This window comes from Pseudomonas sp. Bc-h (genome assembly GCF_002080045.1).
Lineage (GTDB): Bacteria > Pseudomonadota > Gammaproteobacteria > Pseudomonadales > Pseudomonadaceae > Aquipseudomonas.
This window is the reverse complement of sequence record NZ_MUIN01000016.1, coordinates 21,963-47,314: the sequence shown is the minus strand read 5'-3', so window position 1 is coordinate 47,314 and position 25,352 is coordinate 21,963. Positions and strand designations below refer to the sequence as shown.

Genomic DNA, 25,352 nt, shown 5'->3' with positions numbered 1-25,352 from the left:
TGCTATCGCGAACAAGCTGCCTCCCACAGGCAACTGAGCAAGACGTAATACCCGGCTGTTTTAGCCCAACTGCTCATCCGTCGTCGGAACGATCAGAATCCCCGCCCGCAAACCATTCTTGACCTTCGGGTTCGGGAAGATGATGCGCGCCCCCTCCTCCTCCACCACCCAGCGTGAGTCGGCCAGGTCCTCTGCCAGTACGAAGCCCTTCTCCAGTTTGGTGAAGTTCTCGATATCAGCGGGCAGGTTCAGGCGAAATGCGTCGCTGTGCTTGATGATTTCACGCGCCACGCTGAACAGCTTGAGGCCGTCGATCTGGTCCCCCACCAGCGCCTCTTTGCCTTGGATCAATTGCTTGAGGGTCGCCTTCAGAGGGGCCAGATTGACCTGCTGGTTCTGGCCGAAGGGCCGCGCCTTGCCCAGCTCCAGCGTGAAGGCCTCGGCGTCGAGCTTGTCGTAGGTGTAGGCACTGAACACGATGGAAGACTTGTTCTGCAACAGCACCGCCTCCATCCCGGCCTTGTGCAAGCGCACCAGCTCGCGGCGCGAATGCTGACGCCCTTCCTTCCATGGATACAGCGCGAACTGCTCGATCTTCGAGCCACGAATCGCCGTATGCAGGTCATAGTGCAGGCGGTAGCGATCAGGCAGGCTGAAGAAACTGGCCGCCAGACGTTCGAGTTCGCAGGCCCGCAACGCTTCGCTACCCGAGCTTTGCTCGTGACGGCCGTTGAACAGCCGGTTTACATCCTGTTCGACATAGCGCTCGCCGCGACGCATCGCTTCAGGGTTGCCGAACAGGAAAAGAATACGCGCGCGAGGCTTGAGTTCGCCTCGGGCGATGGCGTGAATCAGCTCGTCGAGAAGCTCGATCGGCGCTGTTTCGTTGCCATGAATGCCCGCGGACAACAGCAGGTCAGTGCCATTGTCCCGCGCCTCGGGAGGCCGGACTTCCAGCGCCCCCTCGGCCAGCCAGCGCATCCGCACGCCTTCGACGGTCAGTTGAGTCTTTTCTGCGGGTTCACGACCCGCCAGGGTCAGTTCAAGCAGTTTGCCGAGGGCGAGCATAGGACGAGTTCCTGCTTAGTGGTTGCAGTCGGGGCCATGCACATGGCCATCGCCATCTTCGTCATCGCCGCTCATGTCAGCCGGCTCCATTTCCAGCTGCAGGCTCACCAGGTTGGTTGCCAGCGGGCGCAGCAACAGGTTGGCGTATTCGGCGTCGTCTTCTTCGACGTCAACGCCGATCAGCAGCTGACCGCGGCCGTCTTGCTGAATCCACACCTCTTTGCCCTGCCAGATAACGGCAAAACGGGTGCAGGAGGTTTCCAGCTGAGTGCCGTCGGTGTCTTCAAGGATCAAACGCAGGGCGTCGGTCATGGCAAATTCTCTCTCTATATAAAAGCAAAAACATCGGCTGCCCGACGCCGAATGACTTCAGGCGGCGATGTTTTTGGGTGCATCAATTGATTTGGAAAGGATAGACCGCGCCCAGCTTCAGGTGCTGGGTCAGTTCATCCAGTGCCGTACGGCATTCGGTGAGAAGCTGTGGATCGGCGAGATCGCTTTCCGCCATGCGGTCGCGATAATGCTTGTCCACCCACTGCGTCAGCGTCTCGTATAACGGCGCGGTCATGATAACGCCTGGATTGACCGCTGCCAGTTCCGTTTCATTCAGGGCCACGCGCAGACGCAGACACGCCGGGCCGCCGCCGTTCTGCATGCTTTGCTTGAGGTCGAACACCTTGACCTCGCGAATCGGGCTTTCATCGGCGATCAGGCGCTGCAGGTAATTCCAGACGCGCTCGTTGCCGCGGCACTCTTCGGGGACGATCAGCAGCATCGAGCCGTCAGGGCGCGACAGCAACTGACTGTTGAACAGGTAGGAACGCACGGCATCTTCCACACCCACTTCGGTGCGGGGCACACAAATGGCCTGGAGGCGGCCGCCACGACGGCCGAGCTTGTCGTGCAGTTCGCTGAGCATGTGTTCGGTATTGAGGAACGCGTCCTCGTGATAGAACAGCACTTCGCCGTTACCGACTGCGATCACGTCGTTGTGAAACACGCCCTGGTCGATCACTGCCGGATTCTGTTGCGCGAAGACCACGCCTTCCTCGCTCAGACCGTGCAGACGGGCGACGGCTTGAGAAGCCTCCAGCGTCTGACGAGCCGGGTACTTTTGCGGAGCTGGGAAGCGCGTGTCGAACGCGGCACGGCCGAACACGAAGAATTCGACGCCTGCCTCGCCGTAACTGCGGCTGAAGCGCGTATGGTTGGCCGCGCCCTCATCGCCGAACTGGGCGACGGCAGGCAAGGCAGCGTGATGGGCGAAATGCTGCTGGTCGGCGAACATCGCGCTCAGCACGCGGCTGGTGGTCGGGTGTTCGATGCTGCGGTGGTATTTGCAGTTGAGGTTGGCGGCAGTGAAATGCACGCGACCGTCGGCAGTGTCGGCACTCGGGCTGACCGTTGCTGCGTTGGCGACCCACATGCTGGAGGCCGAGCAACTGGCGACCAGCAGCGGCATCGATTCCTTGGCCGCGCGCTCGATGACCTGCGCGTCGGTGCCGCTGAAACCCAGTTTGCGCAGGCCAGCGACATCAGGGCGTTCCTGTGGCGCCAGCACGCCTTGGGTGAAACCCATGTCCATCAGCGCTTTCATTTTCGCCAGGCCCTGCAATGCCGCCTCGCGCGGATTGGACGACTGCTGGCAGTTGCTCTGGGACGCGACGTTGCCGTAGGACAGCCCGCCGTAGTTATGGGTCGGCCCCACTAGACCGTCAAAGTTGACTTCACAGGATTTCATCGGTGAGGCTCCGTGGATCTGTTTTTATAAACATCAATGTTCATGTACTGGCCTGATTGCCGGCGGTTGCGGTCTATCTGCACCCGATGCGGCGACTGACCTGACGCGACCGCCGACAAGCCGGATTGCTAAGGGGATCAATGCCCTCAACCGAGAGTTATACCCGGCGTCAGGCTAGCAGGCAGCGCCAAGGTCCCGGATTCCAGCGACGCTACCGGATACGCGCAGTAATCCGCCGCGTAATAGGCGCTGGCGCGATGGTTGCCCGAAGCCCCTACCCCACCGAACGGCGCGGTACTCGCGGCGCCGGTCAGCTGTTTGTTCCAGTTGACGATCCCGGCACGACTTTGCAGCCAGAACTGCTGATAACGCTCTTGGGAATCCGACAGCAAACCCGCCGCGAGCCCGTATTGCGTGGCGTTGGCCTCATCGATCGCCGCGTCGAAATCCGTGTAGCGAATCACCTGCAACAGCGGGCCGAACAGCTCTTCATCCGGACGATCACTCACGTCACTGACATCGAGAATCCCGGGCGTCAGCAACGCTGCCTGCGCCTGGGGCTGGGTCATTTCCAGCAGCGCCACAGCGCCGTTGGCCAGCAACTGCTCCTGTGCATCGAGCAACGCCTGAGCGGCATGAAGCGAAATCACCGAACCCATGAACGGCGAAGGCTGCTGATCGAACGCGCCCACCTGAATGGTCGCCGAGACCTCAACCAGTCGCGCCATGAACGCATCGCCCCAAGTCCCATGGGGCACCAGCAAGCGGCGGGCACAAGTGCAGCGTTGACCAGCGGAAATGAACGCCGACTGGATCACGGTATAAACCGCTGCATCGACATCAGCCACCTGATCGACGACGAGCGGGTTATTGCCGCCCATTTCCAGCGCGAGAATCTTGTCCGGACGACCGGCGAACTGCTGATGCAGCGAATTGCCCGTGCGGCTGGATCCGGTGAAGAACAGGCCGTCGATACCCGTGTTCGCCGCCAGCGCGATACCGGTTTCCCGCGCACCTTGCACAAGGTTCAATACCCCGGCCGGCAGACCGGCTTCGATCCAGCATTGCACGGTCAGCTCGGCGACCTTCGGCGTCAGTTCGCTCGGCTTGAACACCACCGTGTTGCCTGCCAACAGCGCGGGAACGATGTGCCCGTTGGGCAAGTGTCCCGGGAAGTTGTATGGGCCGAACACCGCCACGACGCCATGGGGTTTGTGACGCAACACAGCGGTGGCGTCGCCCAGCGGGCCGCTCTTCTCGCCGGTACGCTCGCGATAGCTCTGAACGGAAATCGCCACCTTGTTGGCCATGCTGGTGACTTCTGTAGCCGATTCCCACAGTGGCTTGCCGGTTTCCTCTCCGATGCAGCGGGCGATTTCGTCGGCACGGTTTTTCAGCGTGACGGCGAAGGTCTCCAGCACGCCAATGCGCTCGTCCAGAGTCAGCGTCGCCCAGGCTGGAAACGCCTGACGCGCGGCCATCACGGCGGCATCGACCTGCCCGGCAGTCGCGCCTTGTCCAGACCAGATGACCTGTTGCGTGACCGGATTCAGCGACTCGAACGCTTCACCCTGCCCGGCCTGCCAGGCGCCAGCGATATACAAGGTAGTCATCAAATGCCCTCCCGAGCCGGAGACAGAGGCACCGCACGCACTTGATCGCCAGCATTCAGACGCAGGCGCTTGGCGGTTTTCGGATCGACCACCAGTGTGCCAGCGGCGAAACGTGCTGGGGCGGCGGTCACGCGGCAATCTTCACGTTTGCGGTTGTGGATAAGAAATGGAGTGGCGTCGTCGCCGGGTGTACCGACCGCCAGTACCAGGGCCTGGCTGTCACGCACGGCGCGGATTTTGGTGGTTTCGCACTCGATGGCCGGGCCTGCGTCGAAGATGTCGACATAGCCCTGATAGCTGAAGCCCTCGCCCTTGAGCATGGTCAGCGCCGGTTCGGTGCTGGTGTGGACGCGACCGATGACATTGCGAGCAGCTTCGGAAAGGAAGCAGCTGTACAACGGGAATTTCGGCATCAGTTCAGCGATGAAGGCACGGTTGCCCACGCCGGTCAGATAATCCGCCTGGCTGAATTCCATCTTGAAGAAGTGACGGCCCAGGCTTTCCCAGAACGGTGAATGGCCTTGCTCGTCGGACATGCCGCGCATTTCGGCGATGATCTTGGCGCCGAACAGCTCAGGGAATTCGGCGATGAACAGCATCCGCGCCTTGGACAGCAGCCGACCGTTGAGGCCGTTGCGATAATCGGCGTGCAGGAACAGCGAACACAGTTCGGAGTTGCCGGTCAGGTCGTTGGCCAGAAACAGCGTCGGGATCTCGCGGTAGATGTTCAGTTCTTGAGAGGCGCTGACCGTCAGGCCTACCCGGTAGTTGTACCAAGGCTCGCGCAGGCCGACCGCGCCAGCGATGGCGGAAATGCCCACCACGCGGCCATCGTCGTCTTCCAGCACGAACAGGTAATCGGTGTCGCCCCGCTCGGCTTCGCCACGGAAGGTTTTTTCCGCCCAGCCAACACGGTGCGCCAGACGCTCTTCATTGGCTGGCAGCGTGGTCAGGCCTGCGCCTGTACTACGCGCCAAATCGATCAGCGCCGGTAGGTCACTGCTGCGTACGGGACGAACGATCATGCTTTCTCCTCAACCCGGCTCCTCCTTTTAAAGAAACCGGCGAACTCTAACCCGCGATACGGTGCGGGCCTGTGATTCAGGCCCTGATCACCGAAGACTCAACTGTCAAACCGCGACGATGCGCACACTGGCGCCTTCACCGACACCCAATGCCTCGGCTGCTGCCAGACTCAAGGTAACCGGCTTGCCTGGCACCCAGTCCAGCTCCAGCATCACCGCGCGGTAATCCTGCAGCTGGCTGTTGGCGACCAGATACGGACGCCCGCCCTTGATCGCATCGCCGCTGCTGACCGGGTCGACCTTGACCGGTACCACGCGGCTCTGGGCAATCGAGCGAATGCCGGAAACCCGGGCGTGCAGCGTCGGGCCGCCGTCGAAGATGTCGATGTAGTGATCGGTCTCGAAGCCTTCGCGCATCAGGATGTCGAAGGTAATCTGCGCCCGCGGATGGACCTGGCCCATGGCTTCCTGGGCTTCGTCCGGCAACAGCGGCACGTAGATCGGGTAATGCGGCATCAGTTCGGCCAGGAACGTTCGGCTTTTCAGGCCGCACAGACGTTCGGCTTCTGCGTAATTGAGGTCGAAGAAGTTGCGGCCGATGGCATCCCAGAACGGTGAGTCGCCATTCTCATCGCTGTAACCGACGATTTCAGTCACCACCGAATCGGCGAAACGTTCGGGATGCGCAGCGACGAACAGCAGGCGCGCGCGGGAGTTGAGCTCCGACCACAGCGTCCCGACCAGTTCAGGCAGGACGTAAAAACTGGTCAGCAGGCTGTTGCCAGTCAGGTCGTGGCACTGCGAGAGCACGTGAATCTTGTTGTGGATCTTCAGTTCGCGGGAGGCGTGAACGAAGGTTTCGTTGCGAAAACTGTAGAACGGCTCGGAGTAACCCGCCGAGGCGACAATCCCGGAACAACCCACCAGACGCCCGGAGTCGGTGTCTTCGAGCACAAAGAAATAGGTCTCCTCGCCGTTGAAACTGACCTCGGCGGCGAACGACGCTTCGGAAGCGGCAATCTTATCACTCAGACGTCCAGCGTCATCCGGCAGGGACGTGACACCAATCGGGCTGTCTGCGGCGAGTCGTTGAACCTCGCTCAGATCAGCCATTTGCGCGGGGCGCATCACCAGCATGGTGCCACTCCTTGAGAAATACACGGCCGGTTGCCCGGCACAGGGGATAAAAATAAGGAAACAGGCTCAGTGCCGCATGCCATGCATCCGTCCCGTGGGAGGGTGCTTGCTCGCGAACGGTTTCCAGATCACAGACACGTGTCGCCTGTAAACACCATTCGCGAGCAAGCTCCCTCCCACCGGATATGAGTCGCTCGACAGAATCAAGCCTTGGTCAGCTTGGCAACCGCTCGTTCGAAGCGATCCAGGCCTTCGGTGATATCTGCATCCTCGACCACCAGACTCGGCGCGAAACGCACCACATCGGGACCTGCCTGCAGAATCATCACGCCTTCGTGTTCGGCGGCGTTGAAGAACTCCTTGGCCTTGCCCTTCCAGGCGTCGGTCAGCACACAACCGATCAACAGCCCCATGCCACGCACTTCGCTGAACACGCCGTATTGTTGGCCGATCTTCTCAAGACGCGCCTTGAACAGATCGTGCTTGGCGTTGACACCCGCCAGCACTTGCGGGGTATTGACCACGTCGATGACTGCTTCGCCCACTGCGCACGCCAGCGGGTTGCCGCCGTAAGTGGTGCCGTGAACGCCGACCGCCAGATGCTTGGCCAGTTTTTCGGTGGTCAGCATGGCCGCCATCGGGAAACCGCCGCCGATGCTCTTGGCGCTGGAAAGGATGTCCGGGGTCACACCGTAGTGCATGTAGGCAAAGAGATGACCGCTGCGACCCATGCCGCTCTGCACTTCGTCGAACACCAACAGGGCGTTGTGTTCGTCGCACAGTTTGCGTGCGCCTTGCAGGTATGCAAGCTCAGCAGGCAGCACGCCGCCCTCGCCTTGGATCGGCTCCAGAACCACAGCGCAGGTCTTGTCGCTGACGGCTGCTTTCAAAGCGTCGAGATCGTTGTAAGGGACGTGGGTGATACCGGTGATTTTCGGACCGAAACCGTCGGAATACTTCGGCTGACCGCCGACACTCACCGTGAACAGGGTACGACCATGGAAGCTGTTCAGCGCAGCGACGATTTCGTACTTCTCGGTACCGTACAGATCATGGGCTACGCGACGGGCCAGCTTGAAAGCGGCCTCGTTGGCTTCGGCGCCGGAGTTACAGAAGAACACGCGCTCGGCAAACGTGGCGTCGACCAGTTTTTTGGCCAGACGCAGCGCAGGCTCGTTGGTGAACACGTTGGAGACGTGCCACAGCTTGTTGGCTTGTTCGGTCAGAGCGCTGACCAGCGCAGGATGCGCGTGGCCCAGCACATTGACCGCGATGCCGCCGGAGAAATCGACCAGTTCACGACCCGACTGATCCCAGACGCGGGAACCCTGGCCGCGTACGGGAATGAACGCTGCGGGGGCGTAGTTGGGGACCATCACCTGGTCAAAATCGGCACGTTGCACCGGAACTTGCTCAACGGACATCGGAGTCTCCTGAAGAGGAACGCCTGCCTGGGACTGGCGAGCGATGGAAGGATTGTAAGGACTGATTTCGGTCCGGCCTTGCCGCCAAGCGACAACTTCTTACAGCGCCAAACCGGCTTTTCCCGCGGCTTTCGGCAATGCGACAAATAACATCGGAAAGGCGCAGTTTAAACGTTGGCAGCGAGGAGTAGCAGCGTCCCGTCGATTTGATTTCAGGGAAGGCATGCCGTCAGCTGTAGCAGCCCGGCTTGCCGGCGGTGGCGCACTTGATATCGCTACCGCCGGCAAGCCGAACTGCTGCAGACGTTACCCGGAATAGAAGCCCGAATCTGTCCTGAGTATCAACCGCGCTCGGCGGGCACCGACGACAGTTCGAACGGGCTGCTGCTGCGGCGCTGGTTGCGGTCTTCACGGGGGGTAGCGCCGAAGAAGTTGCGGTAGGCGCTGGAGAAGTGCGGCCCGGATGAGAAGCCGCAGGAGAGGCCGATCTGAATGATCGATTTGCTGGTCTGCATCAGCATCTGCCGAGCCTTGTTCAGGCGCAGCTCGAGGTAGTACTGACTCGGGACGCGATTGAGGTATTGCTTGAAGATCCGCTCCAGTTGTCGTCGCGAGACGCACACATGCTGGGCGATTTCATCGGTGGTCAGCGGCTCTTCGATATTGGCCTCCATCAACAGCACGGCCTGAGTCAGCTTCGGATGGCTTGAGCCCAGGCGGTTCTGCAGCGGAATGCGCTGACGCTCGCCACCCTCACGAATGCGCTCGACCACCAGCTCCTCCGACACCGCACCTGCCAGCTCCGCACCATGATCCCGTGCGAGCACTGCCAGCAGCAGATCCAGCACCGACATGCCACCGCAGGCAGTCAGACGATCACGATCCCAATCGAACAGGTGACTGGTGGCGATGACCTTGGGGAAGCGCTCAGCGAAATCGTCCTGCCAACGCCAGTGCACGGCAGCGCGGTAGCCGTCGAGCAAGCCCAACTGCGCCAACGGGTATACCCCCGCCGACAGGCCGCCGATCACACAACCTGCGCGAACCAGCTGCTTGAGCGCGCCGCCCAGTGCCGACGACATCGGCGCGGGCGGTTCATCGGCCAGCAGAAAAACCTTCTGAAAGCCTTCGAGACGCCCGTTCCACGGCTCGCCCGGCAACTGCCAACCGGCGCCATCGGCTGCAGGTTCGGCCTGCAGAAACGACAACTCGTAAACCACGTCGGGATGTACGCGCTGAGCAACACGCAGGGCTTCCTCCGCCAGCGCCAGGGTCAAGGCTTTGGTGCTGGGCCAGATAAGAAATCCGATTCGATGGGCAGTCATGGCGTGCAATCCGAAACGTGTCGCTGTTATGGGCCGCACGGTAAACATGCGGTAAATCTCTTGCGCTCAGTTCATTGCGGCGGTCTGGGTGACGCGCAGCATGAACTGTTCTGGCACAAAACGCACCGTTCGAGACGGCGCCAATCTTTACTTCAAGCTGCCGGACAGGAACTGCTGCAGACGTTCCGACTTCGGATTGACCAGTACTTCGCGCGGGTCGCCGCTCTCTTCGACCAGCCCCTTGTGCAGGAAGATCAACTGGTTCGACACTTCACGGGCAAAGCCCATTTCGTGGGTCACGACCACCATGGTCCGGCCTTCCTGAGCCAGCGCCTGCATGACCTTCAATACGTCGCCGACCAGCTCCGGGTCCAGCGCCGAAGTCGGCTCGTCGAACAGCATCACTTCAGGTTCCATCGCCAGCGCCCGGGCAATTGCCACGCGCTGCTGCTCGCCACCGGACATGTGGCCTGGGAAAGCGTCCTTGCGATGAGCGACGCCGACTTTGTTCAGGTAGTGCTCGGCCTTCTCCAGCGCTTCTTTTTTCGGCACGCCCAAGACATGGATCGGCGCCTCGATGATGTTTTCCAGCGCCGTCATGTGGGACCACAGGTTGAAATGCTGGAACACCATCGACAGACGCGAGCGCATGCGCTGCAGCTGTTTAGGATCCGCAGCCTTGAGACCACCGTCCTTGTTGGCCACCAGTTTCAGCTCTTCGTTGTTGAGCAGAATACGGCCGGACTTGGGCTGTTCCAGCAGGTTGATGCAGCGCAGAAAGGTACTTTTGCCCGAGCCGCTGGAGCCGATGATGCTGATCACATCGCCGGCCTTGGCGGTCAGCGAAACGCCTTTGAGCACTTCGTGACTGCCATAGCACTTGTGCAGGTCCTGGACTTCCAGTTTGTTCATGATGTCGGTTCTCACAAGTAATCAGTCACTGAGCAGGCGGCCGGTGCGCAACGGGGTACGACCCGCCACTTTGGCCATCCAGTAGCCCGGCTGGGCGTAACGCAGTTTTTCGATGGCGAACAGCACACCCGCCGTACCGGCGCAGACCGTGGTCGCCCGATCGTTCAGCGGATCGATGACCTCGAAGAGCGGCTCACCAGGCTCGACCCAGGCCCCCGCCGGACGCAGAAACGTCAGCACGCCCGCGTGTGGCGCATAGATCATTTCGGTGCCTTCGAACGGCATGCCTTCGCAAGGCTCGTTGACCGGCTGCGGCCATTCACCACCGATCAGGCCATGCTCGGCTAGGAACGCCAGAATGCCTTCGGCGTATGCCTCAGCTTCACCCTTGCCGGTGTTCGACTGCCCGCCGAGTTCGAGGGTGGTGGACATGCACGCCAGCGGAATCTGCGCATCCGGAAACTGCTTGGCCAGTCGCAACCACGGCAGCGAACAGGCTTCATCGAACGAGCTGCCGCCGGAGTCTTCCGCCAGCAGCCCCACACTCACACCCAGATACGCCGACAGCGAGCGCCATTGGGGCCAGTGCTGCGGCAAGGCGTACATGTGCAGAGCGGCATCGGTGTCGCAGTGCAGATCCAGCACGATATCGGCGTCACACGCATGGCTGAGCAACACGCGCTGCATACCGGCCAATTCGCTGCCTGCGGGCGGCAGTTGATCGAGCACATCGGCCATGGCCTGACGGATCAGCTTGACGTTGGCATGGGGATCATCGCCCAACTTGCCCGCGAGCAACCCGGCCACCGGCTCGCTCAGCTCAGTGAAATCGCGATTGAAATTCTTGCCGCTGCCGTACTCGAAACGGCCTTGATGATTGCCTTGCAGCAACTGCCCCAGACCGATCGGATTGGCCACCGGCACCAACTCGATCACGCCATTGAGCAGGCCCTGCTCTTCCAACTGCGCCAGACGCTTTTTCAACTCCCAGGCGGTGCGCATGCCGGGCAATTCGTCAGCGTGCAGGCTGGCCTGAATGTAGGCTTTGCGCCCGCCCTGGCCGAAACGGAAAACGCTCAGCGTGCGCTCGGTGCCCAGGGTGCTCCAGGGCAGGCTGTGATCGATGCGTTGCATATCAGTGCTTCCTCGGGGCGAGGTAACTGAGCCAGCGGCGCTCGGCCAGCTTGAACAGTTTCACCAGAATGAAAGTCAGGCACAGGTAGAACACGCCAGCGGTGATGTACGCCTCGAACGGCAGATAGAACTGCGCGTTGACGGTACGGGCCGCGCCAGTAATGTCGATCAGGGTCACGATGGACGCCAGACTGGTGGTCTGCAGCATCATGATCACTTCGTTGCTGTACTGCGGCAGCGCCCGGCGCAGGGCCGACGGCAGCAGAATGCGACGGTACATTTTGGCCTTCGACATGCCCATGGCCCGGGCCGCTTCGATCTCGCCCGGCGGCGTGGATTTCAGGCTGCCGGCGATGATTTCTGCGGTGTAAGCGCTGGTGTTGATCGCGAATGCCAGGCAGGCACAAAACGTCGCGCTGGACAGCCATGGCCAGAGGAAGCTCTCACGCACGGCCTCGAACTGCGCCAGACCGTAGTAGATCAGGAACAGTTGCACCAGCATCGGCGTGCCGCGAATTACGTAGGTGTAGCTCCAGGCCAGCAGATTGACCCAGGCGACTTTCGAGACGCGCATCAGGCCCAGCGGCAACGCCGCCAACAAGCCAAAAAACAGCGAAAGCGCGAGCAGTTTGAGGGTGATCAACAGGCCGCCGAAGTACAGCGGCAGGTTTTCCCAGACGACGTTGTAATCGAAGATCATAGGTCTGCCACCCTTACGCCGGCCGAGTAGCGTTTCTCGATATAGCGCAGTACCAGCAGCGAGACACTGGTAATGACCAGGTACATCGCCGCGACTGCGAGGAAGAAAGTGAAGGGTTCGCGAGTGGCGTCAGCCGCCTGCTTGGCCTTGAACATCATGTCTTGCAGACCGACCACGGAAATCAGTGCGGTGGCCTTGGTCAGTACCAGCCAGTTGTTGGTGAATCCCGGGATCGCCAGACGGATCATCTGCGGTACGAGAATCCGGAAGAATACCCGCGAGCTGCTCATGCCATAGGCCATGCCGGCTTCCGCCTGGCCTTTGGGAATGGCCATGAAGGCGCCACGAAAAGTTTCTGAAAGATAGGCACCGAAGATGAAACCCAGCGTGCCGATACCGGCCATCAGCGGGTTCAGATCGATGTAGTCGTCGTAGCCCAGGAGAGGTGCGACGCGGTTGAGCAAGTCCTGACCGCCGTAGAAAATCAGCAGGATCAGCACAAGGTCAGGAATGCCACGAATGACGGTGGAGTACAGATCGCCCAGCCAGGCCAGCCAGCGCACTGGCGACAGACGCAGCGACACGCCGATCAGACCGAGCACGATTGCCAGCGCCATGGAGCACAGGGCGAGCTGCAGGGTCAGCCATGCACCGTCGAGGATGACGGCTCCGTAGCCTTTCAACATGTTGTTTGGCCCTCGAGCGCGGGATAGAAAAATGGCGCAATCGGGGAACGGAAACCCGCTGATTGCGCCATTGGCGACTTCAAACCGAATTACTGACCGTAGATGTCGAAGTTGAAGTATTTGTCCTGAATGGCCTTGTACTTGCCGTTCGCGCGGATGGCAGCGATGGCAGCGTTGATCTTGTCCAGATCAGCCTTGTCGCCTTTGCGAACCGCGATGCCTACGCCGTCGCCGAAGTAATTGACGTCGGTGAAGGCCGGACCGACAAAAGCGTAGCCCTTGCCCGAATCGGTGTTCAGAAAGCCGTCCTGCAGCAAGGTCGCGTCAGCCACGGTGCCGTCCAGGCGACCGGCGCCGATGTCCAGGTAGATCTCGTTCTGCGAGCTGTATGGCTTGATTTCAGCGCCCAGCGGAGCCAGGACTTCCTTGGCGAAACGCTCGTGGATAGAGCCACGCTGCACGCCGATGTTCTTGCCCTTGAGTTCGGTCATGCTGTCGCTGACGACAGTGCCTTGCTTCATGACCAGACGGGCCGGGGTGTTGTAGTACTTGTTGGTGAAGTCGACGGACTTCTTGCGGTCTTCGGTGATGGACATCGAGGACAGGATGGCGTCGATCTTGCGCACTTTCAGCGCTGGAATCAGGCCGTCGAACTCTTGCTCGACCCAGACGCACTTGACTTTCATCTCTTCGCACAGGGCGTTTCCGATGTCGTAGTCGAAGCCGACGATGCTGCCGTCAGGGGCTTTGGAGGCGAATGGAGGGTACGCCGCTTCGATGCCGATCTTCAGGGGTTTTTCATCGGCGAACGCCGGCTGTACCAATACGGACAGCGCCAGCGCACCCAGCAGCATGAGCTTTTTCATTCTTGGAACTCCATCGGTATAACGCGACAAATGGCAGTGAGCGAAACGCTCAATGTGCAGAAGGAATAACTGAAATTGCGACGCGAGGTGCCGTCGAGGTTCAGGGCTCGACAAGCCTTCGGCGAGTGATCGGCATTTTAGCGGCAGGTCGTAAGTCGATATTTCTTCAATGCGACAACTAGTTACAGAAGCACCGAGAAAGACGATCACCCTGATTGACAGCCCCGAAAGTTTGTGGCGGGGCCGATAATTGCAAACCTATCAACGAAGCAAATAACGCGCCCATTATTGGCAAAGCCTTCTAATCCGGCAAGTCCAGCGTCGAAGCGCGTGTATTTGAGGCGATGAATTGCACTCATTTCGGGATGAAAAGCCCCACATGGGTGCGCCTGGGTTACCGCTTGAAGCTGGCGGTAACAAATCGATATATCTCCGTTCCTGCTTCCCACCCTGCAGCAGCACGGCTGGCCGGTGGTCGGTCACGTAAGACCGCTGACGCCGGCCGGCCGAACTACTACAGGAGAATACGGAAGGTTTAAAAACAAAAACGCCCCGCCGACTTTCACCGGACGGGGCGCCTTGAACCGTAAGCGTCAGGCGACGTTCATGGTCTTGTGGGTCTCGACCAGATGCGCAACGACACCCGGATCAGCCAGCGTGGAGATATCACCCAGCGCGTCGTACTCGCCGGTGGCGATCTTGCGCAGGATGCGACGCATGATCTTGCCGGAGCGGGTCTTCGGCAGGCCCGGCGCCCACTGAATCACGTCAGGTGAGGCAATCGGGCCAATTTCCTTGCGTACCCAGTTGCGCAGTTCGATACGCAGAGCTTCGTCCGGCACTTCACCGCCATTCAGGGTGACGTAGACATAGATGCCCTGCCCTTTCAGATCGTGCGGCACACCGACCACTGCGGCCTCGGCGACTTTCGGGTGGGCGACCATCGCGCTCTCGATTTCGGCGGTACCCATGCGGTGGCCGGAAACGTTGAGCACGTCGTCCACACGACCGGTGATCCAGTAGTAGCCGTCTTCGTCGCGACGTGCGCCGTCACCGGTGAAGTACATGCCACGGAAAGTCTTGAAGTAGGTATCGACGAACCGGTCGTGATCGCCATACAGGCTGCGTGACTGACCTGGCCAGGAGTCCAGGATCACCAGATTGCCCTCGGCCGCGCCTTCGATCAGGTTGCCGAGGTTATCCACCAGCGCCGGAATCACGCCGAAGAACGGACGCGTCGCCGAACCCGGCTTGAGTGCGGTAGCGCCCGGCAGCGGGCTGATCAGAATGCCGCCGGTTTCGGTCTGCCACCAGGTATCGACGATCGGGCAGTTCTGCTTGCCGACGGTGTTGTAGTACCAGTTCCAGGCTTCCGGGTTGATCGGCTCGCCCACCGAACCCAACAGGCGCAGGCTCGAACCGTCAGCACCTTCAACAGCCTTGGTGCCCTCGGCCATCATGGCGCGAATGGCGGTCGGTGCGGTGTAGAGGATGTTGACCTTGTGCTTGTCGATAATTTTCGACATGCGGGTGATGTCCGGGTAGTTTGGAATGCCCTCGAACAGCAACGTAGTCGCGCCGTTGGCCAGCGGGCCGTAGACGATGTAGCTGTGGCCCGTGACCCAGCCCACGTCGGCGGTGCACCAGTAAACTTCGTCCGGCTTGTAGTCGAACACGCGTTCGTGGGTCAGCGCGGCATAGAGCAGGTAGCCCGCAGTCGTGTGCAGAACGCCCTTCGGCTTACCAGTGGAGCCCGAGGTGTAAAGGATGAACAGCGACTCTTCGGCGCCCATTTCTTTCGGCGCGCAAGTGCTCGATGCCACTTCCAGCAAGGTGTGGTACCAGATGTCGCGGTGACGGTTCCACTCGATATCACCACCGGTGCGCTTGCACACGATGACCTTCTGCACACTGCTGGTTTCAGGGTTGGTCAGGGCGCGGTCGACGTTGGCCTTGAGCGGGGTTCTCTTGCCGCCACGCAGACCTTCGTCAGCAGTGATCACGACCTTCGATTCGCAGTCGATGATGCGACCGGCCAGTGCTTCAGGAGAGAAGCCACCGAACACCACCGAGTGGATCGCACCGATACGGGCGCAGGCCAGCATCGCGACCACGGCCTCAGGGATCATCGGCATATAGATGGTGACCACGTCACCACGGTGTACATCCTGGCCGCGCAGGGCGTTGGCGAACTTGCAGACTTCTTCATGCAGTTCGCGGTAGGTGATATTGCGGCTTTCGGAAGGGTCGTCGCCCTCCCAGATGATTGCGACCTGGTCGCCACGTTCCGCCAGATGACGGTCCAGGCAGTTGTAGGAAACGTTCAGGGTGCCATCGGCGAACCATTTGATGTCGACGCGGTGATCGTCGAAGGAGGTCTGTTTGACGGTGGTGAAAGGCTTGATCCAATCCAGGCGCTTGGCCTGCTCACGCCAGAAGCCATCGGGGTTGACCACCGACTGCTGGTACATGGCCTTGTAGGTCGCCTCGTCAGTCAGCGTGTTTGCTGCCACTTCAGGGCGAACGGGGTACAGGGAAGCCGCACTCATCTTTCTTACCTCGGTGGAAATGTTGTTTTTGTATGGACCTGTTGTATCCGCCGATGGCCGCGAAAGCCATTCGACGATGGTCTTACCGGACCTGAGCATAACGCCGAAAGCCGCTCAAGTGCCCCGTTTGCGGCAAATCTTCATGTTCTAACTACGACCAAAGAACGAGAAGCTGTCGCCGATCGCGATCCGCTTTCAGCGATTGTTACCGGATCGCTCAACAGTCTTTATCAAAATGGTTTCTATATGAATCCGTGACAGCGGCATAGAATTCGTTCCGCCAACACGGCAAATGATTGACCACTAACAGCCCCCCACTCCGGCGTGTCAATCAAACAACTAACCACGTAAATAACTGGCTTCACTCAGAGCCCCACAAGGGTTCTGCAAACCCTGCCGAATGGAATTCCTGTTTGGCAGCGTTGATGAAGCAACCAAGAGGAAACATGTAATGAAAGCTGCACTGGTTGTAATGGCTCTTTGTGGTTTCAGCGCCGCGGCAATGGCGCAGGACGGACCGAGTGAAATTTCCAGCCAAGCACAACCTGTCGAGCAGTACACCTACTCGACTCATCTGGACATTGCCAAAGTCATCTCCGTGGACGAAGTGCCCAACGTCTGCAGCGTCGTGCCACAGCACATGACCTACGAAGACTCTCAGGGCAAGCGCCATGTACTGGAATACCAGGTCATGGGCAACGGGTGCAGCAACGGTTGATCCACATTGCTTCATATCATTCGACGCCTTGGCGAAGTTATTCGTCGGGGCGTAATTGTTTTATAAGTACCGTTACATCAGTGGCTCTTGTTTAACTCTGGCCCACGCCATAGTGCTTCAACTTGTTGGCAATTGTCGTATGCGATACGCCCAGTCGCCTCCCCAATAATCGACTGCTCGGATTGGCCGCATACAATTGTTCAAGTACGGCTTTTTCGAAACGCCCGACGATATCCTGCAGATCGCCTTCCAATGAAAAATCACCCAGCGGCTGTGGCGCGCCATAGTCCGGCAATCGAATATGCTCGGCCTTGATCACCCCGCCTTCGCACAATGACACTGCTTGAAATAACACGTTCTCAAGCTGCCGAACGTTGCCGGGCCAGTGGTATTGGCTCAGGCGGTCCATTGCCGCCGGGGCGATTCGCGGCAGCGAGCAGCCAATCTGGCGGCTGGCCTGGTCGAGAAAGTGCTGCACCAGCGGTTCCAACCCGTCGAGGCACTCGCGCAAAGGCGGGATGTGCAACGACAGCACGTTGAGCCGGTGATAAAGGTCCTGACGGAACTCGCCCCGGGCGCACAGCTCGGACAGGTCGACCTGAGTCGCGCAGATCACCCGCACATCCAGGTACACCTCCTCGTCACTGCCTACACGGCGAAAGCGGCCTTCCTGCAAATAACGCAGCAGTTTCGCCTGCAATCGCGCGCTCATTTCCGCAACGCCATCGAGAAACAGCGTACCGCCTGCCGTCAGCTCCAGAAGCCCGAGCTTGCCTTCGGCCCGCGCGCCTTCGAACGCACCGGGGCCGTAGCCGAACAGTTCGGTCTCGGCCATGGACTCTGACAAGCCCGCACAATTGAGCGCCATCATCGGCGACTGCCCGCGCGGGCTCGCAAGATGACAAGCCCGCGCCAACAACTCCTTGCCAGTGCCGGTTTCGCCCTCTATCAACAGAGGCGCGTCCAGAGGCGCCATGCGCCGGGCCTCCCGCACCACCGCGGCCATGACTTTCGAACTTTGGAAAATGCTGTCGAAGCCGCGCAACTCTTGCTTGCGCACGTTGTAGATGTGCTCACCTACGCGATCGGCGCGATGCAGTGTCAGCACTGCACCGGCCATGGCCTCGCTGTCCTCATGCTCAGATTGCAGTGGCGCGATGTCGGCGAGGAAGATGTCGCCCTTCACTTTCACCCGCAGGCCATTGATGCGCGAACGGTTGGCGCGCACCAGTTGCGGCAGGTCAAAGTCCTCGGCGTAGCGCGACAACGCAATTCCCGGCACCTCATCGACGCGCACGCCCAGCAACTGCGCCGCCGCGCGGTTCGCCGCGACGATCGAACCGCTCATGTCGATGGACAACACCGGGAACTCAAGGGCGCCAAGCAACGCGTTCAGCTCCATGTGCCGACGCTCGCTGGGCATCAATCCCACGCGCTTCACGCCGAATACACCGGGGATGGCTTCGAATTTCGGAACCAGTGCCTGAAATTGCAGGTTGATCAGGTTGGGACAGCGCAAGTAGATCGCGTCGCCATGCTCTCCGCCTACCTCGCCGCCGGAGACATTGACGCCGTAGGACACCAGCAATTCGAGGATGTCGCGCAGGATACCGACGCGGTTCTGGCAGTGCACTTTGATGCGCATGGGGAGTCGACTCTTGTGAACAGCAACTTTTTTGTAGTGAAGCGAAGTTTACCGTCAAGAATACGTGACAGAGCAAGTCGGAATGCGCCTTGAACCAGGGCATATCCATCCCTATGACAGACAGCTGTCAGGATTTCTTTACGCCTCGACCGGCGTTTCGCGCTGCAAGCCCGCCAGAGTCATGCTGCAAACGGCACGGAAAACGTTATCTATAGCGACATGCAGACCTTGAACCTGCAACGCATCGCTCCAGATAACAACAAGCCATACAGGAGAGCAGCATGAGCACGCAGTATGTCGCCCGTGAGCCGGACGCCAGCGGATTCATCGATTACCCCGACGCCGAGCATGGCGTGTGGAATACCCTGATCACCCGCCAGCTGAAAGTGATTGAAGGCCGCGCGTGCCAGGAATACCTCGACGGCATAGAGCAGTTGAATCTGCCTCATGACCGCATTCCACAGCTAGGCGAAGTCAATCGCGTGCTGAGCAACACCACCGGTTGGCAGGTCGCCCGAGTTCCGGCGCTGATCCCCTTTCAGACCTTCTTCGAATTGCTGGCCAGCAAGCGATTTCCCGTGGCCACGTTTATTCGCACCGAGGAAGAACTGGACTATCTGCAAGAACCCGACATCTTTCATGAAGTCTTCGGACACTGCCCCCTGCTGACCAATCCCTGGTTCGCGGAATTTACCCACACCTACGGCAAGCTTGGTCTGGCAGCCAGCAAAGAGCAGCGCGTGTATCTTGCCCGCCTTTACTGGATGACCATCGAGTTCGGGCTGGTGGAAACCGCCCAGGGGCGCAAGATCTACGGCGGAGGCATCCTGTCCTCGCCGAAGGAAACCGTTTACAGCCTGTCGCAAACGCCTGAGCATCAGGCGTTCGATCCCGTGGAAGCCATGCGCACGCCGTATCGCATCGACATTCTGCAGCCGCTGTATTTTGTGCTGCCGGACCTCAAGCGCCTGTTCGACCTCGCCCACGAAGACATCATAGGCATGGTCCAGATCGCCACACAGCTGGGCCTGCATGCACCACGCTTTCCCCCCAAAACAAAAGCTGCCTGAACGCTTCATACCGAACAAGGAAACTTCTTATGACCTCTTTAAACCAAGCCCACTGCGAAGCCTGCCGCGCCGACGCGCCTCAAGTCAGCGAAGCCGAATTGCCCGAGCTGCTCAGACAGATTCCTGACTGGAATATCGAAGTCCGCGATGGCGTGATGCAATTGGAAAAGGTCTATCTCTTCAAGAATTTCAAATTTGCACTGGCGTTTACCAACGCGGTCGGCGAAATTGCCGAAGCCGAAGGTCATCACCCGGGTCTTCTGACCGAATGGGGCAAAGTGACCGTGACCTGGTGGAGCCACTCGATCAAGGGGCTGCACCGCAACGACTTCATCATGGCCGCCCGCACCGACGAGGTGGCCAAAGGCGCCGAGGGCCGTAAGTAAATGCATTTTTCACAGATTCAGCGCGTACCGGACGATCCGATTCTGGGCTTGATCCAGGCCTATGCCAGTGACCCGAATCCGAACAAGTTCGACCTGGGCGTGGGCGTGTACAAGGACGCGCAAGGCCTGACCACCATCCCGCGCGCGGTCAAGCTGGCAGAACAGCGTCTGGTGGATTCACAACCGACCAAGACCTACATCGGTGGCCACGGCGAACCGCGTTTCGGCACGCTGATCTGTGAACTGGTCATGGGCGAAAACTCGCCACTGATCAAGAATAAACGCGTAGGCGCCACTCAGACTCCAGGCGGCACGGGTGCGTTGCGCCTGTCCGCCGACTTCATTGCCAACTGCTTGCCAGGCAAGGGCATCTGGCTCAGCGACCCGACCTGGCCGATCCATGAAACCATCTATGCCGCTGCGGGCCTCAAGGTCAATCACTACCCCTACGTAGGCAGCGACAACAAGCTCAACGTTGCGGCCATGCTGGAAGTCCTGAACACAGTGCCGGAAGGCGACGTCGTGCTGCTGCACGCCTGCTGCCACAACCCGACCGGTTTCGATCTGGGCCACGATGACTGGCGCGAAGTGCTGAAGATCGTCAAACGCCGCAACCTGCTGCCCCTGATCGACTTCGCTTATCAAGGCTTCGGTGATGGTCTACAGGAAGACGCATGGGCCGTTCGCCTGTTCGCCGCCGAACTGCCAGAACTGCTGATCACAAGCTCTTGCTCGAAAAACTTCGGCCTGTACCGCGAACGCACCGGCGCCCTGCTGGTGTGTGCCGACAGCACCGAAAAACTGATGGACGTGCGTAGCCAGCTCTCGGCCACCGCTCGCAATCTGTGGTCCAACCCGCCAGATCACGGCGCGGCCGTGGTGGCTGAAATCCTCGGTGACCCGGAGCTCAAGGCGCTGTGGGCTGACGAAGTTGAAGAGATGCGCAGCCGCATCGCGCAGCTCCGTCTGGGCCTGGTTGAAGCGCTGACCCCGCTGGGCCTGGGCGAACGCTTCGCCCACATCGGCGTGCAACGCGGCATGTTTTCCTACACCGGCATGAGCGACGACCAGGTCGCCCGCCTGCGCAAGGAGCACAGCGTGTACATGGTCGCTGCGGGTCGTGCGAACGTGGCGGGCATTGATGCCACGCGGCTGGATGCACTGGCAGCGGCATTTGCGGCGGTGTGCAAGGACTGACGCCTTGTGCACGGCTTGCCGGTGGTGGCGATCTCAAAAACGTCTCCGCCGGCAAACGGAACGCCGCCCGGCAGGACTGCTACAGGATCTGCGTCCACATGACGCAGGCTGTTTTGATTTTGGTTGTAGCTTCGCATCGCCACTACATGACCAACGGCCATCATTAAAAATCTGTTTGTCATTTGTTGTGCTGTATCCTCCCTTTGCGTTTTTTGGACGCGCTGTAAAAATCAGCAGTTAAAAAAACTTGTGAGGAGCGACAGACGATGCATGAAATCCCAAACTTCCCCTTCCCAAGCCAAACCCAGCAAAGCGCAGCAGCCCGTCAGGAACTCGGTCAGCCGATCGAGATGAAAGCCGGTGCGAAGAGTGGTGACAGCAAGAAAGCCCAAGGCCAACGCTGAAGGCTAATTTCAGCCCCTATGCAAGAGCGTCTTTGAGGCGTACTTCCATAAGGGCTGATTGCTCCGAGAAGAATCCATGACTGATTTCACTGAAACACAGGCGCAGGCCTTGATCGGCACTGCCGAGAAAATGATAGAAATCTGGGCACGCTTGAGCCCGGAAAAACAGCAGGCATTGCTGGCCCGCTTCGGGACTCAGGAAAACGCCCTTGCCGCTTTGGTCACGACGCAGCTCGTGGCACCCGCCGCCGAATAATCACAACAGCCTTCACCGGCAAATCCGCGTTCGGTTCAAAATCGATTCAACCTTCTGCTGCCATGAAGAGCCTTCAGCTGCCATACGACAGCCAGCCTCGTTATGATGTGGCACCGCTTGGCTTTCGAGCGTCTACGCTTCATTCAGTTTCTGCCCCCGCTGCACCTCCCCAGCCGTAATCGTGGATTGATGCCCATGCCAGACGCTTCGAGCGCCGCTACACCCCGTCCTGTCGCTATCACGCTTCAGGTCGTTTCCATTGTTCTGTTCACCTTCATCGGTTACCTGAACATCGGTATTCCGCTGGCCGTACTACCCGGCTACGTCCACACCGACCTCGGTTTCGGCGCAGTCGCTGCCGGTCTGGTGATCAGCGTGCAGTATCTGGCGACGTTACTCAGCCGTCCGTATGCCGGGCGCATCATCGATAACCGCGGCCCCAAGAAGGCCGTGATCATTGGCTTGTTCGGCTGCGGTTTGAGCGGCGTGTTCATGCTGCTGGCCGGATGGCTCGATGCCTGGCCGATGGCGAGCCTGATCAGCCTGCTCATCGGTCGCCTGGTGCTGGGCAGCGCCGAGAGTCTGGTCGGCTCGGGTTCCATCGGCTGGGGCATCGGTCGCGTCGGGGCTGCGAACACCGCCAAGGTGATTTCCTGGAATGGCATCGCCAGTTACGGCGCACTGGCCATCGGTGCGCCGCTGGGGGTGTTGCTGGTGAACGCGATGGGCTTGTGGAGCATGGGCGTCAGCATCATCCTGCTGGCCGCACTGGGCATTTCACTGGCGTGGAAGAAGACACCCGCGCCCATCGTGCACGGCGAGCGCATGCCGTTTCTACATGTGCTGGGTCGTGTTCTGCCCCACGGCACGGGACTCGCGCTGGGCTCCATCGGCTTCGGCACCATCGCTACTTTCATCACCCTGTACTACGCGAGCCACACCTGGCCGAATGCGGTGCTGTGCCTGAGCCTGTTCGGCGCCTGCTTCATTGGCGCACGGCTGCTGTTCGGCAACATGATCAACCGCATCGGTGGCTTTCGGGTGGCGATTGTCTGCCTGTCGGTTGAGGCATTGGGGCTGCTGCTGTTGTGGCTGGCGCCCAGCCCGAACCTGGCGCTGGCGGGTGCTGCGCTGACCGGTTTCGGCTTCTCGCTGGTGTTCCCGGCATTGGGCGTGGAGGCGGTGAATCTGGTGCCGGCGTCCAGTCGTGGCGCGGCCGTGGGGGCTTATTCGCTGTTCATCGACCTGTCGCTGGGGATCACCGGGCCGGTGGCCGGCGCCGTGGCAGCAGGCTTCGGGTTCGCGTCGATCTTCCTCTTCGCGGCACTGGCATCGCTGGCTGGATTGGGGTTGAGCGTTTACCTGTACAAACAGGCGAAGGTGATGCGCAACAAGGTCACCGATCTGTAGTCATGTTCAATCCTGTGTAGCAGTCCGGCTTGCCGGCGGTGGCGTCATCGGAATCGCCGCCGGCAAGCCGAACCGCTACAGAAGGTGTTGCCAGCCCTCAGAAATCGATCTTGCCCCGCCCCGCCTTGATCGACCCGCGCTTGGATTTGGATTCCAGCCTGCGGGTCTTGGAACCCAGCGTCGGCTTGGTCGGCCGACGCTTCTTCTCTACCTTCGCGGCACTGACGATCAACTCGCTCAGCCGCTCCAGCGCGTCGGCACGGTTCTGTTCCTGAGTCCGGTATTGCTGGGCCTTGATGATGATCACGCCATCGCTGGTGATCCGACTGTCACGCAACGCCAGCAACCGTTCCTTGTAGAACGGCGGCAGTGACGACGCATTGATATCGAAACGCAGGTGTACCGCGCTCGACACCTTGTTGACGTTCTGACCGCCAGCGCCTTGCGCGCGAATGGCGGTCAGTTCGACCTCGTTGTCAGGCAGGTGCACGTTGTTGGAGATGATCAGCATGGGCCGCCGCGTTACTTGATGATCGAAGTGCGTTGCGCCATCGACTCGCCGTCGGCATGACGCTTGTTCTTGATCACGTAGAACACCCACATGACCACCAGCCATACCGGAATCGCATACACCGACACCTGAATACCCGGGATCATCAGCATGATGCCCAGGATCAGCACCACGAACGCCAGGCACAGGTAGTTGCCGTAAGGGTACCAAAGCGCCTTGAACAACGGCTGCTGGTCCTTACGCGCCATGTGCTGACGGAATTTGAGGTGCGAGTAGCTGATCATCGCCCAGTTGATCACCAGGGTCGCGACCACCAGTGACATCAACAGCTCGAGCGCATTCTGCGGGATCAGGTAGTTGAGCAGCACGGCAATCAGCGTCACCGCCGCCGACACCAGAATCGCCCGCACCGGCACCCCACGGCTATCGACCCGCGCCAGAGATTGCGGCGCATCGCCTTGCTCGGCCATGCCGAACAGCATCCGCGCGTTGCAGTAGGTGCCGCTGTTGTACACCGACAAGGCGGCAGTCAGCACCACGAAGTTGAGAATGTGTGCCGCCGTGTTGCTGCCCAGCATCGAGAACACATGCACGAACGGGCTGCCGCTGTAGGCATCACCCGACGCATTCAGATCGACCAGCAACGCGTCCCACGGGGTCAGCGAAAGCAGCACCACCAGCGAGCCGATGTAGAAAATCAGGATGCGGTAGATCACCTGATTGATGGCTTTCGGGATGATGGTTCTCGGCTGATCGGCTTCAGCGGCGGTAAAACCGAGCATTTCCAGGCCGCCGAAGGAGAACATGATGAACGCCAGCGCCATGACCAGGCCGCTTACGCCGTTGGGGAAGAACCCGCCGTGGCTCCACAGGTTGCTCACCGAAGCTTGAGGACCGCCGCTGCCGCTGACCAGCATGTAACTGCCCAGCGCGATCATGCCCAGAATCGCCACGACCTTGATGATCGCGAACCAGAATTCGGCCTCGCCGAAGACTTTGACGTTGGCCAGGTTGATGACGTTGATCATCACGAAAAACACTGCCGCCGACGCCCAGGCCGGAATTTCCGGCCACCAGTACTGCACGTATTTGCCGACTGCGGTCAGCTCGGACATGCCTACCAGGATGTACAGCACCCAGCAGTTCCAGCCGGACAGAAAGCCCGCGAAACCGCCCCAGTACTTGTGCGCGAAATGGCTGAAGGACCCGGCGACCGGTTCCTCGACGATCATCTCGCCGAGCTGGCGCATGATCATGAAGGCGATGAAGCCACACAGGGCGTAGCCGAGGATCATCGACGGACCCGCCGATTTGAGAACGCCCGCCGATCCAAGGAACAATCCCGTGCCGATGGCGCCGCCGAGGGCGATCAGCTGGATATGACGATTTTTAAGACCACGCTTCAAGTCGCCCGAATGGGACATGTGTTCACTCATTGGATAGTCACCTTGTTGTTCTTGTCTGTGACGGAATCGAACCCGACGCGCTCATGACGCGGCGGAGTGAAACGGAGTGGGTAACCCCGAATGGGTTGGCGTCCAGACGCCAAAGATTCACAGAAAAAACGCGGCGCAT

The 25,352-nt window shown here is 60.1% G+C and carries 24 protein-coding genes; 7 read left to right on the top strand and 17 right to left on the bottom strand.

Going from position 1 to position 25,352, the window contains the following annotated elements:
• Positions 1-60 precede the first annotated feature (60 nt).
• From astE to acs, 14 genes are all read right to left on the bottom strand, one after another.
• On the bottom strand, positions 61-1,068 hold the full coding sequence (astE, locus tag BWR59_RS29055) for a succinylglutamate desuccinylase (RefSeq protein ID WP_081569147.1): 1,008 nt from the start codon (positions 1,066-1,068) through the stop codon (positions 61-63).
• Positions 1,069-1,083: 15 nt separating this feature from the next.
• Positions 1,084-1,380, bottom strand: a complete 297-nt coding sequence (locus BWR59_RS29050) for a topoisomerase II (RefSeq protein WP_081569146.1) — start codon at positions 1,378-1,380, stop codon at positions 1,084-1,086.
• 82 nt (positions 1,381-1,462) lie between these two features.
• Complete coding sequence (gene astB, locus BWR59_RS29045; protein ID WP_081569145.1) at positions 1,463-2,809, bottom strand: N-succinylarginine dihydrolase; 1,347 nt, start codon at positions 2,807-2,809, stop codon at positions 1,463-1,465.
• Between the two features lie 146 nt (positions 2,810-2,955).
• A complete protein-coding gene (astD, locus tag BWR59_RS29040) occupies positions 2,956-4,425 on the bottom strand; it encodes a succinylglutamate-semialdehyde dehydrogenase (protein ID WP_168184546.1) in 1,470 nt (489 codons plus the stop codon).
• Positions 4,422-5,447, bottom strand: a complete 1,026-nt coding sequence (astA, locus tag BWR59_RS29035) for an arginine N-succinyltransferase (RefSeq protein WP_081569143.1) — start codon at positions 5,445-5,447, stop codon at positions 4,422-4,424. Before astA ends, astD begins: the two co-directional genes overlap by 4 nt.
• A gap of 105 nt (positions 5,448-5,552) precedes the next feature.
• On the bottom strand, positions 5,553-6,584 hold the full coding sequence (aruF, locus tag BWR59_RS29030; RefSeq protein WP_081569142.1) for an arginine/ornithine succinyltransferase subunit alpha: 1,032 nt from the start codon (positions 6,582-6,584) through the stop codon (positions 5,553-5,555).
• Between the two features lie 203 nt (positions 6,585-6,787).
• A complete protein-coding gene (locus BWR59_RS29025; RefSeq protein WP_081569141.1) occupies positions 6,788-8,008 on the bottom strand; it encodes an aspartate aminotransferase family protein in 1,221 nt (406 codons plus the stop codon).
• A gap of 341 nt (positions 8,009-8,349) precedes the next feature.
• Complete coding sequence (gene argR, locus BWR59_RS29020; RefSeq protein ID WP_081569140.1) at positions 8,350-9,333, bottom strand: transcriptional regulator ArgR; 984 nt, start codon at positions 9,331-9,333, stop codon at positions 8,350-8,352.
• Positions 9,334-9,480: 147 nt separating this feature from the next.
• The gene (locus BWR59_RS29015) at positions 9,481-10,245 is read right to left on the bottom strand and encodes an ATP-binding cassette domain-containing protein (protein WP_081569194.1); all 765 of its coding nucleotides are present in this window, start codon (positions 10,243-10,245) and stop codon (positions 9,481-9,483) included.
• Positions 10,246-10,266: 21 nt separating this feature from the next.
• Positions 10,267-11,379, bottom strand: a complete 1,113-nt coding sequence (locus BWR59_RS29010; protein ID WP_081569139.1) for a succinylglutamate desuccinylase/aspartoacylase family protein — start codon at positions 11,377-11,379, stop codon at positions 10,267-10,269.
• Between the two features lies 1 nt (position 11,380).
• Positions 11,381-12,079, bottom strand: a complete 699-nt coding sequence (locus BWR59_RS29005) for an ABC transporter permease (protein ID WP_081569138.1) — start codon at positions 12,077-12,079, stop codon at positions 11,381-11,383.
• Positions 12,076-12,765, bottom strand: a complete 690-nt coding sequence (locus tag BWR59_RS29000) for an ABC transporter permease (protein WP_081569137.1) — start codon at positions 12,763-12,765, stop codon at positions 12,076-12,078. Before BWR59_RS29000 ends, BWR59_RS29005 begins: the two co-directional genes overlap by 4 nt.
• An 89-nt stretch (positions 12,766-12,854) precedes the next feature.
• The gene (locus BWR59_RS28995) at positions 12,855-13,631 is read right to left on the bottom strand and encodes an ABC transporter substrate-binding protein (protein ID WP_081569136.1); all 777 of its coding nucleotides are present in this window, start codon (positions 13,629-13,631) and stop codon (positions 12,855-12,857) included.
• 593 nt (positions 13,632-14,224) lie between these two features.
• Positions 14,225-16,180 carry an acetate--CoA ligase gene (gene acs, locus BWR59_RS28990; RefSeq protein ID WP_081569135.1) on the bottom strand — a complete coding sequence of 652 codons (1,956 nt, stop codon included), beginning with the start codon at positions 16,178-16,180 and terminating at the stop codon, positions 14,225-14,227.
• Between the two features lie 451 nt (positions 16,181-16,631).
• On the opposite strand from acs, the gene BWR59_RS28985 reads away from it, so the two are divergent.
• On the top strand, positions 16,632-16,898 hold the full coding sequence (locus BWR59_RS28985) for a DUF2790 domain-containing protein (RefSeq protein WP_074757305.1): 267 nt from the start codon (positions 16,632-16,634) through the stop codon (positions 16,896-16,898).
• A 91-nt stretch (positions 16,899-16,989) separates the two neighbouring features.
• On the opposite strand, the gene BWR59_RS28980 is transcribed toward BWR59_RS28985, so the two are convergent.
• The gene (locus tag BWR59_RS28980) at positions 16,990-18,543 is read right to left on the bottom strand and encodes a sigma-54-dependent transcriptional regulator (RefSeq protein WP_081569134.1); all 1,554 of its coding nucleotides are present in this window, start codon (positions 18,541-18,543) and stop codon (positions 16,990-16,992) included.
• A 281-nt stretch (positions 18,544-18,824) separates the two neighbouring features.
• Between BWR59_RS28980 and phhA the strand changes: the two genes are divergently transcribed.
• The 6 genes from phhA (at position 18,825) to BWR59_RS28955 (ending at position 23,266) form a co-directional block, all read left to right on the top strand.
• Positions 18,825-19,613: a phenylalanine 4-monooxygenase gene (phhA, locus tag BWR59_RS28975; protein WP_081569133.1), complete on the top strand. Its 789-nt coding sequence runs from the start codon at positions 18,825-18,827 to the stop codon at positions 19,611-19,613.
• Between the two features lie 29 nt (positions 19,614-19,642).
• A complete protein-coding gene (locus BWR59_RS28970; RefSeq protein ID WP_081569132.1) occupies positions 19,643-19,999 on the top strand; it encodes a 4a-hydroxytetrahydrobiopterin dehydratase in 357 nt (118 codons plus the stop codon).
• Complete coding sequence (locus tag BWR59_RS28965; RefSeq protein WP_081569131.1) at positions 20,000-21,196, top strand: amino acid aminotransferase; 1,197 nt, start codon at positions 20,000-20,002, stop codon at positions 21,194-21,196.
• A 266-nt stretch (positions 21,197-21,462) separates the two neighbouring features.
• On the top strand, positions 21,463-21,600 hold the full coding sequence (locus BWR59_RS32515; protein ID WP_165869832.1) for a hypothetical protein: 138 nt from the start codon (positions 21,463-21,465) through the stop codon (positions 21,598-21,600).
• Between the two features lie 76 nt (positions 21,601-21,676).
• Positions 21,677-21,856 (top strand): hypothetical protein, encoded by a 180-nt coding sequence (locus BWR59_RS28960; RefSeq protein WP_081569130.1) that lies wholly within the window; start codon positions 21,677-21,679, stop codon positions 21,854-21,856.
• A 195-nt stretch (positions 21,857-22,051) separates the two neighbouring features.
• Entirely contained in the window at positions 22,052-23,266 is a 1,215-nt protein-coding gene (locus BWR59_RS28955) for an MFS transporter (RefSeq protein WP_081569193.1), read from the top strand.
• A 97-nt stretch (positions 23,267-23,363) separates the two neighbouring features.
• Here BWR59_RS28955 and arfB read toward each other — a convergent pair whose 3' ends face one another.
• Together arfB and BWR59_RS28945 are read right to left on the bottom strand one after the other, a co-directional pair.
• Positions 23,364-23,777: an alternative ribosome rescue aminoacyl-tRNA hydrolase ArfB gene (gene arfB / locus BWR59_RS28950; protein WP_081569129.1), complete on the bottom strand. Its 414-nt coding sequence runs from the start codon at positions 23,775-23,777 to the stop codon at positions 23,364-23,366.
• 11 nt (positions 23,778-23,788) lie between these two features.
• Complete coding sequence (locus tag BWR59_RS28945) at positions 23,789-25,213, bottom strand: amino acid permease (protein WP_081569128.1); 1,425 nt, start codon at positions 25,211-25,213, stop codon at positions 23,789-23,791.
• Positions 25,214-25,352: the final 139 nt, after the last annotated feature.